We start from the raw sequence: 15714 nt of genomic DNA on the forward strand, positions 1-15714 counted from the left end.
CGGCAACGGCAACGGCAACGGCAACGGCAACGGCAACGGCAACGGCAACGGCAACGGCAACGGCAACGGCAACGGCGATGGCGATGGCGATGGCGATGGCAACGTCTGGTCGCCAGCTCTTCAACGAAGGTGTCTGAGCGCTGGCGGCTCCCTCGCCCGCTTGCGGGAGAGGGTTGGGGTGAGGGTCTTCGGGCTCTCCCGCGCCCCTCTCCCGGGAAGGCGTGATAGCCGATTTACGCCTATCCATCGACGTTCTGCTTCGTTCGGTGAATGACCGACGCTTCGCAGAATGACCCGGTCACTCCTCATCCCCGACCGCCATGTCCGTCCTGCTCATCGCCGCCAGCCCCAGTCTCCACTCGCGCTCCGGCGCGCTGCTGGGCGCCGCGGCCGAACGTCTCCACCACCACGGCCTTCCCACCCGCACCTTGAAGCTGCGCGATCTTCCCGCGCAGCCGCTGCTTCATGCGGATTTCGAGGATGCGACCCTGCGCGACGCGCTCCGCACCGTCGCCGAGGCCCGCACCGTCGTCATCGCGACGCCGATCTACAAGGCGGCCTACAGCGGTCTGCTGAAGATCTTCCTGGACCTGCTGCCGCAGGACGGCCTGGCCGGCAAGTCGGTCTGGACGCTCGCCACCGGTGGCAGCCTGGCCCATCTGCTCGCGCTCGACTACGGCCTGCTGCCGGTCCTGTCCGCGCTGGGGGCCCGCGCCCACATCGACGGGGTCTACGCCGCCGATGCCCACATCGTGAAGCAGCCGACCGGGGAGTACCAGGTCGCCGACGAGATCCAGCGCCGCCTGTCCGTGGGTGCCGCGCAAGTCCTCGACCGCACGCCGCGCCCAGCGCCGGTCACACCGCCCGCACTCGTCCTCTGAATCCCCCGGCCGTGGCCGCGTGCCGCCGCCATCGTTGCCACCAGACCGGCAGACCGGCAGACCGAGAAGCGGGCGAGCCGCCAGACCCTCGAACCGCCAGGCCACTTGACCGCCGCGGTCTCCACGCCCTCATCGACCACCGTCCTCCACGAGTACCCGCCCATGAGCATCGATCTTCATCGCCGTCACGCCCTGGCCCTTGCCGCGGCTGCCTCGACCCTCGGCCTGACGGGGATCGCCCGCGCGCAGGCCAATCCCGCGGAGCTCCGCATCGGCTTCCAGAAGTACGGCACGCTGACCGTGCTGAAGGCCAAGGGTGATCTCGAGAAGCGCCTGGCCCCGCTGGGCGTCACGGTGAAATGGACCGAGTTCCCCGCCGGCCCGCAATTGCTGGAGGGACTGAACGTCGGCTCCATCGACTTCGGTACCGTCGGCGAGGCCCCGCCGATCTTCGCGCAGGCCGCCGGCGCGGACCTCGTCTACCTGGCCAACCAGCCGCCCGCGCCGACGGCCGAGGCCCTGGTCGTCCCCAAGGACTCGCCCATCCGCGGCCTGGCCGATCTGCGCGGCAGGAAGGTCGCGTTGAACAAGGGCTCCAACGTCCATTACCTGCTGGTCAAGCTGCTGGAGAAGCAGGGCCTCAAGTACACCGACATCCAGGTCGTCTACCTGCCGCCGGCCGACGCGCGCGCGGCCTTCGAGCGCAAGGCGGTCGATGCCTGGGTGATCTGGGATCCCTTCCTCGCCGCGGCCGAACGTCAGCTCGGCGCGCGCGTGATCGCCGATGGCACCGGCGTGGTGTCCAACCTGCAGTTCTATCTGGCCGCGCGCGGCTACGCGGACAAGCATCCGCAGGTCGTGCAGGCCGTCATCGAGGAACTGGGCAAGCTGGACCGCTGGGCCGCGTCGAACGGTCGCGCCGTGGCGGAGCTGCTCGCGCCGCAGATCGGCCTGGACCTCGCGACGACCGAACTCGCCGCGAACCGCTTCTCCTACGGCATCCAGCCGATCACCTCGGCCGTCGCCGCCGAGCAGCAGAAGATCGCCGACGCCTTCCACGCGCTCAAGCTCATTCCCAAACCCATCCGCATCGCCGACGCGCTGCCCGCCTCGCTGCGCACGGCGACCCGGTGATCGCGTGATCCACCGCGTTCACGCCTTCGACGTCCGTTCCATCGACCACCCCCTCCAGGTCCTGCCATGAAGATCCTCTGGTTCATCCCCACGCACGGCGACTCGCGCTACCTCGGCACCTCCAAGGGCGCGCGGGTGGCCGACTTCGACTACTACCGGCAGGTCGCGATCGCGGCCGACAGCCTCGGCTACGAGGGCGTGCTGCTGCCCACCGGCCGCAGCTGCGAGGACAGCTGGATCGTGGCGGCCAGCCTCATCGAGGCCACGCGTCGCCTGAAGTTCCTGGTCGCGCTGCGGCCGGGGCTGGTGCAGCCGGTGCAATCGGCCCGCATGGCGGCGACGCTGGACCGGCTCTCCGGCGGCCGGCTGCTGGTGAACCTGGTCACCGGCGGGGACCCCGAGGAGCTGGCCGGGGACGGCCTGTTCCTGCCGCACGAGGAGCGCTACGCGCTGTCCACCGAGTTCCTCACCGTGTGGCGCGACGTGCTGCGCGCCAGCCATGACGGCGAGTCCGTCGACTTCGACGGCGAGCAGCTGCGGGTCAAGGGCGGCAAGCTGCTGTATCCCCCGATCAACCGCCCGTATCCGCCGGTGTTCTTCGGCGGCTCGTCGGGCCCCGCGATCGACCTCGCGGCCGAGCAGGTCGACACCTACCTCACCTGGGGCGAGCCGCCGGCGGCCGTCGCCCAGAAGCTCGACGAGGTGCGGCAGCGCGCCGCGGAGAAGGGCCGCACGCTCGAGTACGGCATCCGTCTGCACGTCATCGTCCGCGAGACGGAGGAGGCGGCCTGGGCCGCCGCCGGCGACCTGGTCAAGCACCTGGACGAGGATGTCATCGCCGCGGCGCAGGCCAAGTTCGCCTCGATGGATTCGGTCGGGCAGCGGCGCATGGCCGAGCTCCACCGCGGGTGCTTCGACCGCGACGACATCCGCGCCGGTCTCGAGATCGCGCCCAACCTGTGGGCCGGCGTGGGCCTGGTGCGCGGCGGCGCGGGCACGGCGCTGGTGGGCAATCCCCAGCAGGTGGCCGACCGCATCCAGGAGTACGCGGCGCTGGGTTTGAACTACTTCGTGCTGAGCGGCTATCCGCATCTGGAGGAGGCCTATCGCTTCGCCGAGCTGGTGTTCCCGCTGCTGCCCCTGGACGTGCGCGAGAAGCTGGCCGCGCCCAAGCTGACGGGGCCCTTCGGCGAGATCGTCGCCAACAACTACGTCCCCGGCGCGCCCAAGCTGGCCGCGGCGAGCTGAGATGAACGGGCCTTCCTCGACGTCGGCGTCCGCGCGATCGGTACCGGCGGCATCGACATCGACATCGGCGTCACCGTCGACCGCCTCCGCCGCTGGTGCGGCGGGGCGAAGCCGGGGCTTGCCCCTGGCGCCGCTCGCGCCCTGGCTGGTGCCGCTGGCGGTGCTGGCGCTGTGGCAGCTCAGCGCGCAGGCGGGCTGGTTGTCGACGCGGGTGCTGCCCGCGCCCTCGGCGGTGGCGCGCGCGGCCTGGGACCTGGCGGTCTCGGGCGAGCTCTGGCGGCATATGGTCGTCAGCACGGGCCGCGCCTTCATCGGCTTCGCGATCGGTGGCGGCGCGGGGCTGCTGCTGGGCCTGTTGACCGGCTCGCAGCGCTGGGCCGAGACGGCGCTGGACACGACGCTGCAGATGCTGCGCAACATCCCGCCGCTGGCGCTGATCCCGCTGGTGATCCTGTGGTTCGGGATCGACGAGACAGCCAAGCTGTTCCTGGTCGCGCTGGGCGTGTTCTTCCCGGTCTACCTGAACACCTTCCACGGCATCCGCGGCGTGGACCGCGACCTGATCGAGATGGCGCGCTCCTATGGCCTGAGCGGCTGGGCGTTGTACCGGCGGGTGATCCTGCCGGGGGCGATGGCGTCCATCCTGGTGGGGCTGCGCTTCTCGCTGGGCCTGATGTGGGTGCTGCTGATCGTGGCCGAGACCATCTCGGCGCAGAGCGGCATCGGCTACATGACGATGAACGCGCGCGAGTTCCTGCAGACGGACGTGGTGCTGGTGGGCATCCTGATCTACGCGCTGCTGGGCAAGCTGGCCGACGTCGCGGCACAGGCGCTGGAGCGCGCCTGGCTGCGCTGGCATCCGGGGTACTCATCATGATCAGCGTGACCGAGATCGACGTCCTGCACGACTGGCAGGATTCCCAACCCGCGGCGCTGCCCGAGCCGGATCGGGCGGTCGCGCCGGCGAGGCGAGGGAGCCATCGCGAGGCCGACGCGGAGACCCTCGACGCATCGCCCGCCGACGCGCCGCCCGCCGGCGCTCCTGCCGTGACCACCGCGCGGTCCTCCCTGTCGCCACGCGGCGGCCAAGGCGTGTCGCTCGAAGGTCTGGGCAAGTCCTTCGGCGAGCGCCAGGTCTTGCGCGACCTGGACCTGCGGGTCGGTGCGGGCGAGTTCGTCGCGGTGATCGGCCGCAGCGGCTGCGGCAAGAGCACCTTGTTGCGGTTGCTGGCCGGACTCGACGCGCCGAGCGCCGGAACGCTGGAGGCCGGCGAGACGTCGGACACGCGCTTCATGTTCCAGGACGCGCGCCTGCTGCCCTGGGCGCGGGTGGTCGACAACGTCGCCCTCGGCCTGGCGGGCGAGGACGCGCGGGACCGGGCGCTGGAGGCGCTGGCGCAGGTCGGCCTCGCCGATCGCGCGAACGAGTGGCCCGCCCGCCTGTCCGGCGGCCAGCGTCAACGCGTCGCCCTGGCGCGGGCGCTCGTGCATGCGCCAAAGCTGCTGCTGCTCGACGAGCCGCTGGGCGCGCTGGACGCGCTCACCCGCATCGACATGCAGCGTCTGATCGAGCGCGTCTGGACGCGCCACGGTTTCACCGCGCTGCTGGTCACGCACGACGTGGCCGAGGCGGTGGCGCTGGCGGACCGGGTGCTGTTGATCGAGGAGGGGGGTCTTGCGCTGGACCTGCGCATCGACCTCCCGCGCCCACGCCGCCGCGATGCGGTGTTCGCGGCGCTGGAGCAGCACCTGCTCGATCGGGTGCTGAGCACGCCTGATCGCGACGAGCGCGCGCCGCCCTTCGAGCGGGATCGGCTGCCGGTCGCCGTGCCGGCGCCGCGGCTGCGGTGGGCGGTCTGACGGAGGCCGCCGGCGGACTGTCGGGTGGGCCCCGGTGGTGTCCGACCATACCCATGCGGCGTCGCTTCACCGTCGCCCCCGCGCCTCCAGCACGAAGTACGCCGTCGCGGCGATGAGCAGCGGTCCGAGGTAGTACAGCGCCCGGTATGCGATCAAGCCGGCCAGCACCTGGCCATGGCCGAGCGTCGGTCCGAGCAAGGCGATGAACACGCCTTCCAGCACGCCCAGCCCGGCCGGCACATGGGTGACCGCGCCGGCCACCGCCGCGGCCAGCAGCACGGCCAGCACTTGCGGGTAGGGCACGCCCTGGCGCAGCAGCACCCACACGATCGCGCCCATCACCATCCAGTTGGCGGCCGAGATCGCGATCTGCATCAGCGCGATGCGTGGCCCCGGCACGACGATGTCATGGCCGCGGACGCTGAATCCGCGTCCCTGCGCGAAGGCGCAGACGGCCACGTAGCCGACCACGACCAGCCACATCAGCGCACCCAGCCCACGCAGCGCCGCGGTGCCCACCGGCCACGTGGGTGGCGGCGCGAGCCACCCCGCCATCAGCAAGCCGCCGGCGAGCGCGCCATAGCCCAGCCAGTTGCTCGCCAGGCTCAGGCCCAGCACCTGCGTGGGGATCGGCTGCGCCAGGCCTTCGCGCGCGTACAGCCGCAGCCGCATCGCGATCGCGCCCACCAGCGAGCCGAGGTTCAGGTTGAACGCGTAGCTGATGAAGGTGATCAGCATCACCCGACGCGCGGGCACCGCATGCCGGGTCCAGTGTTTGCCGATCAGGTCGTAGCCGCTGTAGACCAGATGGCTCAGCGCGCAGAGCGCCGCGGCGGTGGCGAGGACGCCGGCCGGGAGCTGGCGCAGCGCATCGCCCACCTGGTCCCAGGCGACATGGCTCGCCGCCCAGGCCAGCAGCGCGACGATCGCGATCCCGAAGATCGCGCCCAGCCATCGACCCGGGCGACGCGCCGGCGGGTCGCGGCGCGGGTGGTCGGCCGCGGAACCGTCCGCCCTCACTCGAGCGCTTCCTCGCCCAGCCGCCGCATGCCGTGCCATTGCCAGGCCTGCGCCGGTCCCGTCGACGGCGCGGGCACCACGACGGGCGTCTCGGCCGCCGGCTGCACGCGCTGGGGCTGCACCGGCAGACGGGCCAGCCAGCGCGGGAAATGTCGCAACACGTGGAAGACCAGCGCCCCGACGCCGAAGCGCCACCACCAGCGCCTGACCGCCGTGTCCTCGACCCGCAGGCGCCGGCAGCTGTCGCGCATCAGCGGCTGCAGCTTGTCCCGCAGCGCCCGGTTGAAGCCGCGGTCCTCGATGATCAGGTTGGCCTCCAGGTTCAGCGAGAGGCTCAGCGGATCCAGGTTGCTCGAGCCCACCGTCGCCCACGCGTCGTCGACCAGCGCGACCTTGCCGTGCATCGGACGCTCGCAGTACTCGTGGATGTGCACGCCCGCGCGCATCAGCTGGCCGTAGACCATGCGCGCCGCCCATCGCGCCCAGGGGATGTCGGGCTGGCCTTGCAGCACCAGGTGCACCGCGACGCCGCGACGCGCCGCGCGCTGCAGGCTGCGCAGCAGCAGGAAGCCGGGAAAGAAATAGGCGTTGGCGATGATGACCTCGCGCTGGGCGGCATGGAGCGCCAGACGATACATGCGCTCGATGTCGTCGCGGTGCCGATGGTTGTCCCGGGTGACGACCACGGCCCTCGCCGGACCCGCCGCGGGCGGCGGGGAGGCGGGCGCGGTGGGCGTGGCGCCGCGAGGCGGCCACCAGCGGCGCGGCTCGTCCCCCGGCTCGAGCAGAGTCCTCGCCGTGTGCCGCAGCTGCGCGACCACGGGGCCGCGCACGCGCACCGCGTAGTCCTGTTTCGATTCGGGACCGTAGTCCATCAGGTGGTCGGCCGAGAAGTTGATGCCGCCGATGAAGCCGATGCGGCCGTCGATCACCGCGATCTTTCGGTGCAGGCGGCGGAAGGGCCGCAGCCGGCGCGACAGGCGCGGCGGCGGATCGAAGACGTGGAGCCGGACGCCGGCCTCGGTGAGCCCGCGCACGAAAGTCTCCGACAGCGCCGGCGAGCCGAAGCCGTCGACGGTCACGTCCACGCGCACACCCCGCCGGGCCGCGTCGACGAGCACCTCGCGCAAGGCGAGCCCGACCTTGTCCTCGAACAGGATGAAGGTCTCGATCAGCACCTCGTGGCGCGCGGACTCGATCGCGGAGAAGAGGGCGGGAAAGAAGGACTCCCCGTTCTCCAGCAGGTCGATGCGGTTGCCCGCGGTCCATTGCGGGCGCTTCACAGCCGGATCTCCGCGGCGAGCGGCGCATGGTCGGACAGGTGCGACCACGGACGTCGCGGCAGCACGATGGGCTGGCGCACCGAGGCGCCGCGCACGTAGATGCGGTCCAGCGCGAGCAAGGGCCAGCGCGCCGGGAAGGTCCGCGCCGCCGCGCCGCGCGCGTGGACGAAGACCTCCTCCAGACCCGCGCAGCGGCTCAGCAGGCGGTGCGCGCGCTGGCGCCAGTCGTTGAAATCGCCCGCGACCACCACGGGCGCGTCGGCGGGCAGGCTGTCGATCAGCTGGCACAGGCGCTCGACCTGACGTTGGCGATGCGACTCGCGCAGGCCCAGGTGCACGCAGATGGCGTGCAGCTCGCGGCCCTCGGCCAGGCGCAGCACGCTGTGCAGCAGGCCGCGTCGCTCGGGACCCTCGATGGAGACGTCGTGGTTGCGGTGATGGGTGATCGCGAACTTGGACAGCAGCGCGTTGCCGTGATGACCCTGCGGATAGACCGCGTTGCGCCCATAGGCGAAGTCGGACCAGAGGCTGTCCGCGAGGAATTCGTAGTGGGGGGCCAGCGGCCAGGCGGGGATGCGGGCCGCGTGCAGCTCATGCTCGCCGAGGACTTCCTGCAGGAAGACCACGTCGGCGGACACGGCCCGGACGGCTTCGCGCAGCTCGTGCAGGATGAAGCGCCGGTTGAAGAAGCCGAAACCCTTGTGGAGGTTGACGGTGAGGACGGTCAGTTGCATGACCTGCCGTCGCGGCAAGCCCTGTGCCCGCGCCCCGATCGATAGCCACGCGCTATGCGCCGCGGCGCCGATCGGACCGGGCCGACCCGGAGGATCAGGCGGTCAGCGACCGCCTCATTCCTCGGGCGTCAGCATCATGGGTCCGACGCAGAGGACCCCGAAGGTGAGGGCGAAGGCGCCCACCAGAATCGCGCCAATCACTTCAAGCATGGGAAGCTCCTGAGAGGCCATGGAGCGACCCATGCTAGACCCGCATTCCCCGGCCCGCAATCGCGGGCAGCGGTGTCCCACCGCCGATTCAGGGGATTCAGCGGGCACCGGCGTGCGATGCCGCACGGATGCTCAATCGCGGCCGCCCTGACGCACGCGCTTCTTCTGCGCCTCGTCATCCATCAGCTCGAACCACATCGCGTTCAGCACCGCGAATCCCGCCGCCAGCGGCAGGCCCAGCAACCAGGCGAAGTACCACATGAGCTCTTCCTTTCAAGTCGTTGACGCGGAACGGGATTCCCGCTCCACGTCGAGGTTGGTGGAGCGATCGCGTCAGTACGCGTGGTCGCCGTGGGTGATGTCCTGCGGTCGCACCTTGCCCCAGATGACGCTGTAGACCCAGGCTGTGTAGATCAGGATCAGCGGCACGAAGATCACCGCGCACACCAGCATGATGAACAGTGTCAAGTGGCTGGAAGAAGCGTCCCAGACCGTCAGGGCCGACGCCAGATGGGTCGACGAGGGCACGATGAAGGGGAACATCGAGGCGCCCACGCTCAGGATGATCCCGGCGATGCCCAGCCCGCTGAAGATCACCGTCGGGCCCTGCCAGCGCGCGCGCAGGCCGACCAGCGCCAGCAGCGTTCCGGCGAAGCCCAGCACCGGCGCGGCGAGGGTCCACGGGTGCGCGGCGTAGTTGTTCAGCCAGCCGGCGGCGACGCCCGATTGCACGGTCTTCATCAGCGGATTCGACGGGCCGTTCTCGGGCAGCGGGCTGGTCCAGGCATAGCCCCCCACCAGCTTCCAGATCAGCAGACCGGCGAGGGCGTAGAGCACGACCGTGACGATCGCCGCGAGGCTGGCGAAGGCGCGCGAGCGCTCCGCCACCGCGCCTTCGGTGCGCACCGTCAGCCAGGCGCCGCCGTGCATCACCAGCATGGCCACCGAGACCAGTCCGCACAGCAGCGCGAAGGGATTGAGCAGCGCGAGGAAGGAGCCCTCGTAGATCATCCGCATGTCCGGCGTGAAGTGGAACGGGACGCCCTGCAGCACGTTGCCGATCGCGACGCCGAAGATCAGCGACGGTACGAAACCCCCGATGAAGAGGCACCAGTCCCAGGTCGCGCGCCAGGCGGGGCTTTCCTTCTTGCTGCGGTACTTGAAGCCCACCGGTCGCAGGATGAGCGCGAACAGCGCGGCGAACATCGCCAGATAGAAGCCGGAGAAGGACATCGCGTAGATGTGGGGCCAGGCCGCGAAGATCGCGCCGCCGCCCAGCACCAGCCAGACCTGGTTGCCTTCCCAGATCGGGCCGATGGTGTTGATGACGACGCGGCGCTCCACGTCCTCGCGGGCGACGAAGGGCAGCAGCGTGCCCACGCCCAGGTCGAAGCCGTCGGTGACGGCGAAGCCGATCAGCAGCACGCCGAGCAGCAGCCACCAGATGACGCGCAGGACGTCGTAGTCCAAGAGCGTGTGAAGAATCATGTGTCGCTCCTCAAAGGGCGGGAGGGATGAGGGACGGGATCGAACGGCGGGCGTGGACGGCGCTCATGCGGTGTGCACCTTGCCGATCAGAGGCACGTCGGCGCTGGCGGGACGCGGCGCGTCGGGCTGCGGGCCCTTGCGGATCGCACCCAGCATCAGCTTCATCTCGACCACGATCAGCACCGTGTAGACCGCGACGAAGCCCAGCAGCGTGAACAGCACCGTCTCGGCGCCCAGGTGGGACACGGCGACGGCGGTCGGCAGCACGCCTTCCACGGCCCAGGGCTGGCGGCCGAGCTCGGCCACGATCCAGCCGCACTCGGCGGCGATCCAGGGCAGCGGGATGGCCCACACCGCCACGCGCAGCAGCCAGCGGTGCCGGTCCAGCGTGCGACGCGCCGACAGCACGAAGAAGGTCGCCGTCAGCAGGATGAAGAACATCCCCAGCCCGACCATGATGCGGAACGACCAGTACAGCGGCGCGACCTGCGGCACCGTGTCCCAGGCGGCCTTCTGGATCTGCGCGTCCGTGGCCTGGCGCGGGTCGTCCACGTAGCGCTTGAGCAGCAGCGCGTAGCCCAGCGTCGGACTCTGCGCGTCGAAGGCCTTGCACATCTCGGCCGGCACCGCGGTGCCGGGCGGCAGCCCGCGGATCTTCTCGAGCAGGTCGTAGGCCTGCTGGCCCTCGCGGATGCGCTGCTCGGCGAGCTTGACCAGATCCAGGATGCCGGGGATCTGCTCGGTCAGCGAGCGCGTGCCGATCAGGCCCATGACCCAGGGGATGTGCACGGCGTAGTGGGTCTCGCGCGCTTCCTGGTCGGGGAAGCCGAAGGCGGTGAAGGAGGCGGGCGCCGGCTCGGTGTGCCACATGGCCTCGATGGCGGCGAGCTTCATCTTCTGATGCTCGGAGGACAGGTAGCCGCTCTCGTCGCCCAGCACCACGACCGACAGCGAGGACGCCAGCCCGAAGGCCGCGGCAACCGTCAGCGAGCGCTTGGCCAGGTCGACGTGCCGGCCCTTGAGCAGGTACCAGGCCGACACGCCCAGCACGAAGAGCGAGGCCACCACGTAGCCGGCCGACACGGTGTGCACGAACTTGGCCTGCGAGACGGGGTTGAAGACGACCTCGGCGAAGTTGCTGACCTCCATGCGCATGGTCTGCGGATTGAGCTTGGCGCCGACGGGGTTCTGCATCCAGCCGTTGGCGATCAGGATCCACAGCGCCGAGAAGTTGGTGCCCAGCGCGGTGAGCCAGGTCACGATGCAGTGCGCGCGGCGCGACATGCGTTCCCAGCCGAAGAAGAACATGCCGACGAAGGTCGCCTCCAGGAAGAAGGCCATCAGCCCTTCGATCGCGAGGGGCGCGCCGAAGATGTCGCCGACGTAGTGGCTGTAGTAGCTCCAGTTCATGCCGAACTGGAACTCCATCACCAGGCCGGTGGAGACACCGATGGCGAAGTTGATGCCGAACAGCACGCCCCAGAACTTGGTCATCTGCTTCCAGATGGGACGGCCGGTCATGACGTAGACCGTCTCCATGATGGCGAGCAGGATCGAGAGTCCGAGCGTGAGCGGCACGAACAGGAAGTGGTACAGCGCTGTCATCGCGAACTGAAGTCGCGACAGGCCGACGATGTCGAGGTCCATGGCGGGGGTTCCTCCTGGCGGATCGGTGAGGGTCAGGTGATGCCGGGCGCGGTCTGCGGCGCGGGGCGGGGGGACGGGGACGGTGAAGGAGGTGGCGCCGCGCGCATTGCGGGCGAGGGCGCGGGCGTCGCCGCGGGCCGCGGTCCTGGAGGCGAGCGGTCGGTCCGCAGCGAGCGCAGCGCGCGGTCGAAGGCCGGCGTTCCACGGACCAGGTCGGCGACGAGCCGGCCCGCGTCGAGCACCAGCAGGCGGTCGGCCAACTCGGCCTCGCGCCGCAGGTGGGTGGCGATCAGCAGCGTGCGGCCCGTCGCTGGCGCGCGCAGGCGCCGCAGCACGTCGGCGGCGGTGTCGGCGTCCAGGGCCTCGGTGGGCTCGTCGAGCAGCCACAGCGGCGAGGGACGCAGCAGCAGGCGAGCCAGCGACAGGCGTCGCGCCTGGCCGCCGGACAGGCCCAGGCCGCCTTCGCCCAGCGGCGTGTCGAGCTGGCGCGCGAATCGCCGAACCTCGTCGGCGAGGCCGGCATCGCCCAGGGCGTGCCAGAGTCGCTGATCGTCGGCCCGTGGGGCGGCGAGGCGCAGGTTGTCGGCCAACGAGTCCTGGAAGAGCTCCACGCGCTGCGTCATCCAGGTGGCGGGCAGCGCGCGCACCAGGCCCGTCGAGGCCGGGAGCTCCCCGGCGATCAGCGCCATCAGCGTCGACTTGCCGGCGCCGCTCGCGCCGATCAGGGCGACGCGCTCGCCTTCCGCGATGCGCAGGTCCAGCGCGTGCAGCGCGGGGTGATCGGCGCCGTCGTGAACGACGCCGACCGCGCTCAGCGAGACCGCGAGACCGGGCAGGGGGCGAAGGCGCGGGGCCTCGTGGTCATCGAGCTCGTCGCGCTTGTCGTGTTTCTCGCGCTGGTCGCCGCGCCGGTGCCCGCCTTCCGCGCCGGCGATGGCGGGGGAGCTGGACGAGCTCAGAGAGGCCGGCCGGAACGAGGCGGGAGTGGCGCCCAGGCGAGGCGCCAGACGCCGAGCGGCCAGCGCGGCGCGGCCGGCGTCGATCGCGCCGCGCCGCAAGGCGGCGAAGGGCTCCATCGCGGCGAGCGCGACCAGCAGGCCCAACGCCGCCGCCGGGGCGCCGATGAGGCGCTGTTCCATCAGCGCGGCGACGGCGATCAAGGTCGCGGCCAGGGTGAGGCTGCCGGCGATGGTGAACGCGCCGCCCGCGCGGGTTTCCAGCCGATGCAGCGCGCGATCGGCCCGCGCGAGCCGCGCGTCGGCGGCCATCACCGCATCGCGCTGGGCGCGCAGCCGGCCCGCCATGACGAGGTCGGTCTGACCGGCGACGAGATCGATGGCGCGCTCGCGCAGACGCTCCAGCGCGACGGCGCGGCGCAGGGCCAGGGGGCGGGCGCGGCGCGCGGTCATCCCGGTCACGACGCCCCCGACGATCGTCAGCCAGACCGCGATCGCGAGGCCCAGTCGCGGGTCCAGCGTGCCGAGGAGGGCGCCGGCCAGCAGGGCCGCGCCCACGGCGACCAGGACCGGCACGCCGACGCGCAGGTAGAGCGACTCCAGCGCGTCGATGTCGGCCGTGAGGCGGAACAGCAGCCGGCCCGGGCGACGCAGCAGCTGCCGCGCGGCGCCGGGTCTCGCCCAGCCGCGGAAGAGGCGTTCGCGCAGCGCGGCGAGCACGGCCAGCGTCGCGTCGTGGGTGACGACGCGCTCGCCGTAGCGGGAGGCGGTGCGACCCAGGGCGAGGAGGCGCACACCGGCGCTCGGCAGGAAGACATTGAAGGCGACGGCGCCGGCGGTCGCGCCCGCCAGGCCGGCAGCGGTGATGAACCAGCCCGACAAGCCGAGCAGGGCAATGCCCGCCAGCGCGGACAACCCCGCGAGGATCACGCCGAGCGCGAGCCGCGTCCCCGCGGCGCGTCGGAACGCGCGCAGCACGAGGCGGAGGTCGGCGCGGTGAGCCGGCTTGGCGCGGTTCATGCGGCGCTCCTGACGCTGGCATCGAGGGGGCTGAGGAGGACGTCGGCGTCGGCGTCGACGTCGGCCGCCAGCGTGATGACCCGATCGAGGCGCTCGATCAGCGCCGTGTCATGCGTCGCCACGATCAGCGTCCGGCCGCGCGCCAGTCGCAGCAGCGCGTCGGTGACGCGCTCGGCGGTGTCGGGGTCGAGGTGGGCCGTCGGCTCGTCCGCCAGCACGAGTCCGGCGTCGTGCGCGATCGCGGCGCGCGCCAGCGCCAGCCGGACCTGCTCGCCGCCGGACAGGCCGGCACCGCGCTCGCCGAGCGGGCTGTCGAGCGAAGCGTTCAGGACGTCGTCCAGCCCCGCGAAGGCGATGGCGTCGCCGGCATCGGCGCGTGTCGCCCCGGGGCGATCCAGCGTCACGTTGCGCAGCACCGAGCCCGCGAACACATGCGGATGCTGACCGATCCAGGCGATGCGACCGCGCGCGGTAGGCACGGAGAGACCACCGGCTTCGCCGTCGGTATCGATGCGGGTGGGGCCACCGAAACGCACCGTGCCGGAAGTCGGTGTGGCGAGTCCGGCGATCAGCGCCAGCAGCGTGCTCTTGCCCGCGCCACTGGCGCCGGTGAGGGCGACGCGCTCGCCCACATGAACGTCGAGGTCCACCCCGTGATCGCCGAACAGGGGTGACTCCCCGGCGTGAGCGAAGCGCAGACCGCGGAGGGAGACCGCGATGGGGCCGACGAGTCCGATGGACCCGATGCGGGCGTCAGCGCGGGGAGCGACCGGGATGTCGGTCTCATCGAAGCGACCCGGGGCTGCGGGCTCACGCGCTTCGTCGACGCCATCGTCCAGTGCGCCGGGCAGCGGCGACCCCGCCTCTCGATGCCGCTCGAGCAATGCGAGCGCCGCCTGGCCGGCGGCCTGGTCGTGCCAGACGGCGGCGAGATCCCTCAGGGGCTCGAAGAACGCCGGCGCGAGCATCAGGATGAACAGGCCTTCACCCAGGCTCAAGCGACCGGACCAGGTGCCGACGTGGAAGGTGCCGAGCAGGTGGAAGCCGACATACACGGCGACGAAGGCGACGGCCAGCGCGGAGAACAGCTCCAGCGCCGCCGACGACAGGAAGGCGATGCGCAGCACGCGCATGCTGCGCTCGCGCAGCGATTCGGCCGAGGTCCGCAGGCGCCGCGCGGTCGCGTCGACCGCGTCCAGCGACCGGATGGTCGACAGGCCGCGCAGCCGGTCCAGCAGGAAGGCGTTCATCTGGCCGAGCTCGACCATCTGCGCCTCGCTCGCGGCCTTGGCGCGCCAGCCGATCAGCGCCATGAACAGCGGGATCAGCGGCATGGCCACGATCAGGATCAGCGCGGCCACCCAGGATTGGCTCAGCACCGCCAACGCGATCAGCGGGGGCACCAGCATCACGCGCCAGCGCGCGCCGCGGTAGCGCGAGAGCCAGGGCACCACGGCCTCCGCCTGCTCGGCCAGGGCGCTCGCGGCCAGACCCGAGGCGGGCCGGTCGCGGTCCAGCGGGGAGCGACGGGCGAGGGCCTCCACCGTGGCGCGGCGCAGGCGGGTCAGGAAATCGCGTGACTGGTCGAAGACGCGGCGCGCGCCCCAGCCCTCGATCAGCGCCCGCATCACGCCCAGCAGCGCGATCAGCGCCGCCGGCATCAGCACCGCGCGCGCGCCCGAGCCCTCGGCCAGGTCTTGCACGGCCCCGGCCAGCAGGCCGGCCTGGGGAATCCACAGCAAGGCCGCGGCGCCCTGGGCGAAGGCGCCCGCGCCTGCGCGTGGCGGCTCGCCGAGCGGATCGGACGGCGCCGCGCCTGCGGGCGGGCAAGGCCGGTGACGGGCACCGGGGCTGGAGTCGGAGCTGGCCTTCACGGGTCTGTCTCTCCGCTGACGGGGACATGAGGACCGGGGACTGCGTACTGCCGGGGCGCGGTCGGTGGGACGGGCCGACCGCTGGCTCGCATCGCGCGGAGTCCTGGGGAGGCAAGACCCGGCACGGCACGGCTGGCGCCGATTGTGGGTGAAACGCGGGCGGAAAGGTGTATCCGCGCGTCGTGTTCCAGGGACGCTCCCGCCGGGGAGCGAGCGCGTCGATCCGGTGCGGGCGGCTGGCCCTGGCCGTCGACCCGGGGACGGCCGTGGAGGACCGGGGGAGGTTCGGCGAGGGTGGGTGCGGAGACCATGGAGACGGAGGGCGGAGACTGCTGCCAGGCATTCTCCGAGCGCCCCAG

The 15714-nt window shown here is 71.7% G+C and carries 14 protein-coding genes; 6 read left to right on the top strand and 8 right to left on the bottom strand.

The annotated features are described in order from the left end of the window. From MCHT01_RS27115 to MCHT01_RS06895, 6 genes are all read left to right on the top strand, one after another. Positions 1 to 274 (top strand): hypothetical protein (locus MCHT01_RS27115; protein WP_218017877.1); only part of this gene is annotated, 274 nt, incomplete at its 5' end. A gap of 46 nt (positions 275 to 320) precedes the next feature. Continuing rightward, positions 321 to 881, top strand: a complete 561-nt coding sequence (ssuE, locus tag MCHT01_RS06875; protein WP_067064068.1) for an NADPH-dependent FMN reductase — start codon at positions 321 to 323, stop codon at positions 879 to 881. 162 nt (positions 882 to 1043) lie between these two features. Continuing rightward, complete coding sequence (locus tag MCHT01_RS06880) at positions 1044 to 2015, top strand: sulfonate ABC transporter substrate-binding protein (RefSeq protein ID WP_067064069.1); 972 nt, start codon at positions 1044 to 1046, stop codon at positions 2013 to 2015. A 66-nt stretch (positions 2016 to 2081) separates the two neighbouring features. Further along, positions 2082 to 3263 (top strand): FMNH2-dependent alkanesulfonate monooxygenase, encoded by a 1182-nt coding sequence (gene ssuD, locus MCHT01_RS06885; RefSeq protein WP_067064071.1) that lies wholly within the window; start codon positions 2082 to 2084, stop codon positions 3261 to 3263. A gap of 1 nt (position 3264) precedes the next feature. Further along, positions 3265 to 4140: an aliphatic sulfonate ABC transporter permease SsuC gene (gene ssuC, locus MCHT01_RS06890; RefSeq protein ID WP_084452080.1), complete on the top strand. Its 876-nt coding sequence runs from the start codon at positions 3265 to 3267 to the stop codon at positions 4138 to 4140. After that, a complete protein-coding gene (locus MCHT01_RS06895) occupies positions 4137 to 5123 on the top strand; it encodes an ATP-binding cassette domain-containing protein (protein ID WP_084452082.1) in 987 nt (328 codons plus the stop codon). The genes ssuC and MCHT01_RS06895 overlap by 4 nt, the downstream gene beginning before the upstream one ends. 66 nt (positions 5124 to 5189) lie before the next feature. Here the strand turns inward: MCHT01_RS06895 and MCHT01_RS06900 are convergent, their stop codons facing one another. The 8 genes from MCHT01_RS06900 to cydD all read right to left on the bottom strand — a co-directional run bounded on the left by MCHT01_RS06900 (position 5190) and on the right by cydD (position 15355). Beyond that, the gene (locus MCHT01_RS06900; protein ID WP_067064074.1) at positions 5190 to 6143 is read right to left on the bottom strand and encodes a lysylphosphatidylglycerol synthase domain-containing protein; all 954 of its coding nucleotides are present in this window, start codon (positions 6141 to 6143) and stop codon (positions 5190 to 5192) included. After that, a complete protein-coding gene (gene clsB / locus MCHT01_RS06905; protein ID WP_067064076.1) occupies positions 6140 to 7426 on the bottom strand; it encodes a cardiolipin synthase ClsB in 1287 nt (428 codons plus the stop codon). Before clsB ends, MCHT01_RS06900 begins: the two co-directional genes overlap by 4 nt. Further along, complete coding sequence (locus MCHT01_RS06910) at positions 7423 to 8160, bottom strand: endonuclease/exonuclease/phosphatase family protein (protein WP_067064340.1); 738 nt, start codon at positions 8158 to 8160, stop codon at positions 7423 to 7425. The genes clsB and MCHT01_RS06910 overlap by 4 nt, the downstream gene beginning before the upstream one ends. A 342-nt stretch (positions 8161 to 8502) precedes the next feature. After that, entirely contained in the window at positions 8503 to 8631 is a 129-nt protein-coding gene (gene cydX, locus MCHT01_RS06915; protein WP_067064077.1) for a cytochrome bd-I oxidase subunit CydX, read from the bottom strand. A 72-nt stretch (positions 8632 to 8703) separates the two neighbouring features. Next, a complete protein-coding gene (gene cydB / locus MCHT01_RS06920) occupies positions 8704 to 9858 on the bottom strand; it encodes a cytochrome d ubiquinol oxidase subunit II (RefSeq protein ID WP_067064079.1) in 1155 nt (384 codons plus the stop codon). Positions 9859 to 9921: 63 nt separating this feature from the next. Continuing rightward, a complete protein-coding gene (locus MCHT01_RS06925) occupies positions 9922 to 11505 on the bottom strand; it encodes a cytochrome ubiquinol oxidase subunit I (protein WP_067064080.1) in 1584 nt (527 codons plus the stop codon). A gap of 32 nt (positions 11506 to 11537) precedes the next feature. After that, positions 11538 to 13481: an amino acid ABC transporter ATP-binding/permease protein gene (locus MCHT01_RS06930; protein ID WP_084452086.1), complete on the bottom strand. Its 1944-nt coding sequence runs from the start codon at positions 13479 to 13481 to the stop codon at positions 11538 to 11540. Then, positions 13478 to 15355: a thiol reductant ABC exporter subunit CydD gene (gene cydD, locus MCHT01_RS06935; protein WP_084452088.1), complete on the bottom strand. Its 1878-nt coding sequence runs from the start codon at positions 15353 to 15355 to the stop codon at positions 13478 to 13480. The genes MCHT01_RS06930 and cydD overlap by 4 nt, the downstream gene beginning before the upstream one ends. Positions 15356 to 15714: the final 359 nt, after the last annotated feature.

Source organism: Mitsuaria chitosanitabida ATCC BAA-476 = NBRC 102408 (assembly GCF_001598255.1).
GTDB lineage: Bacteria > Pseudomonadota > Gammaproteobacteria > Burkholderiales > Burkholderiaceae_C > Roseateles > Roseateles chitosanitabidus.

Bases quoted from the DNA above. Each gene is read 5' to 3' on its own strand.
- MCHT01_RS06930 (WP_084452086.1), bottom strand. From the start codon at position 13,481: ATGAACCGCGCCAAGCCGGCTCACCGCGCCGACCTCCGCCTCGTGCTG.
- MCHT01_RS06895 (WP_084452082.1), top strand. From the start codon at position 4,137: ATGATCAGCGTGACCGAGATCGACGTCCTGCACGACTGGCAGGATTCC.
- ssuE (WP_067064068.1), top strand. From the start codon at position 321: ATGTCCGTCCTGCTCATCGCCGCCAGCCCCAGTCTCCACTCGCGCTCC.
- cydX (WP_067064077.1), bottom strand. From the start codon at position 8,631: ATGTGGTACTTCGCCTGGTTGCTGGGCCTGCCGCTGGCGGCGGGATTC.
- MCHT01_RS06880 (WP_067064069.1), top strand. From the start codon at position 1,044: ATGAGCATCGATCTTCATCGCCGTCACGCCCTGGCCCTTGCCGCGGCT.
- ssuC (WP_084452080.1), top strand. From the start codon at position 3,265: ATGAACGGGCCTTCCTCGACGTCGGCGTCCGCGCGATCGGTACCGGCG.
- ssuD (WP_067064071.1), top strand. From the start codon at position 2,082: ATGAAGATCCTCTGGTTCATCCCCACGCACGGCGACTCGCGCTACCTC.
- MCHT01_RS06910 (WP_067064340.1), bottom strand. From the start codon at position 8,160: ATGCAACTGACCGTCCTCACCGTCAACCTCCACAAGGGTTTCGGCTTC.
- cydB (WP_067064079.1), bottom strand. From the start codon at position 9,858: ATGATTCTTCACACGCTCTTGGACTACGACGTCCTGCGCGTCATCTGG.
- MCHT01_RS06925 (WP_067064080.1), bottom strand. From the start codon at position 11,505: ATGGACCTCGACATCGTCGGCCTGTCGCGACTTCAGTTCGCGATGACA.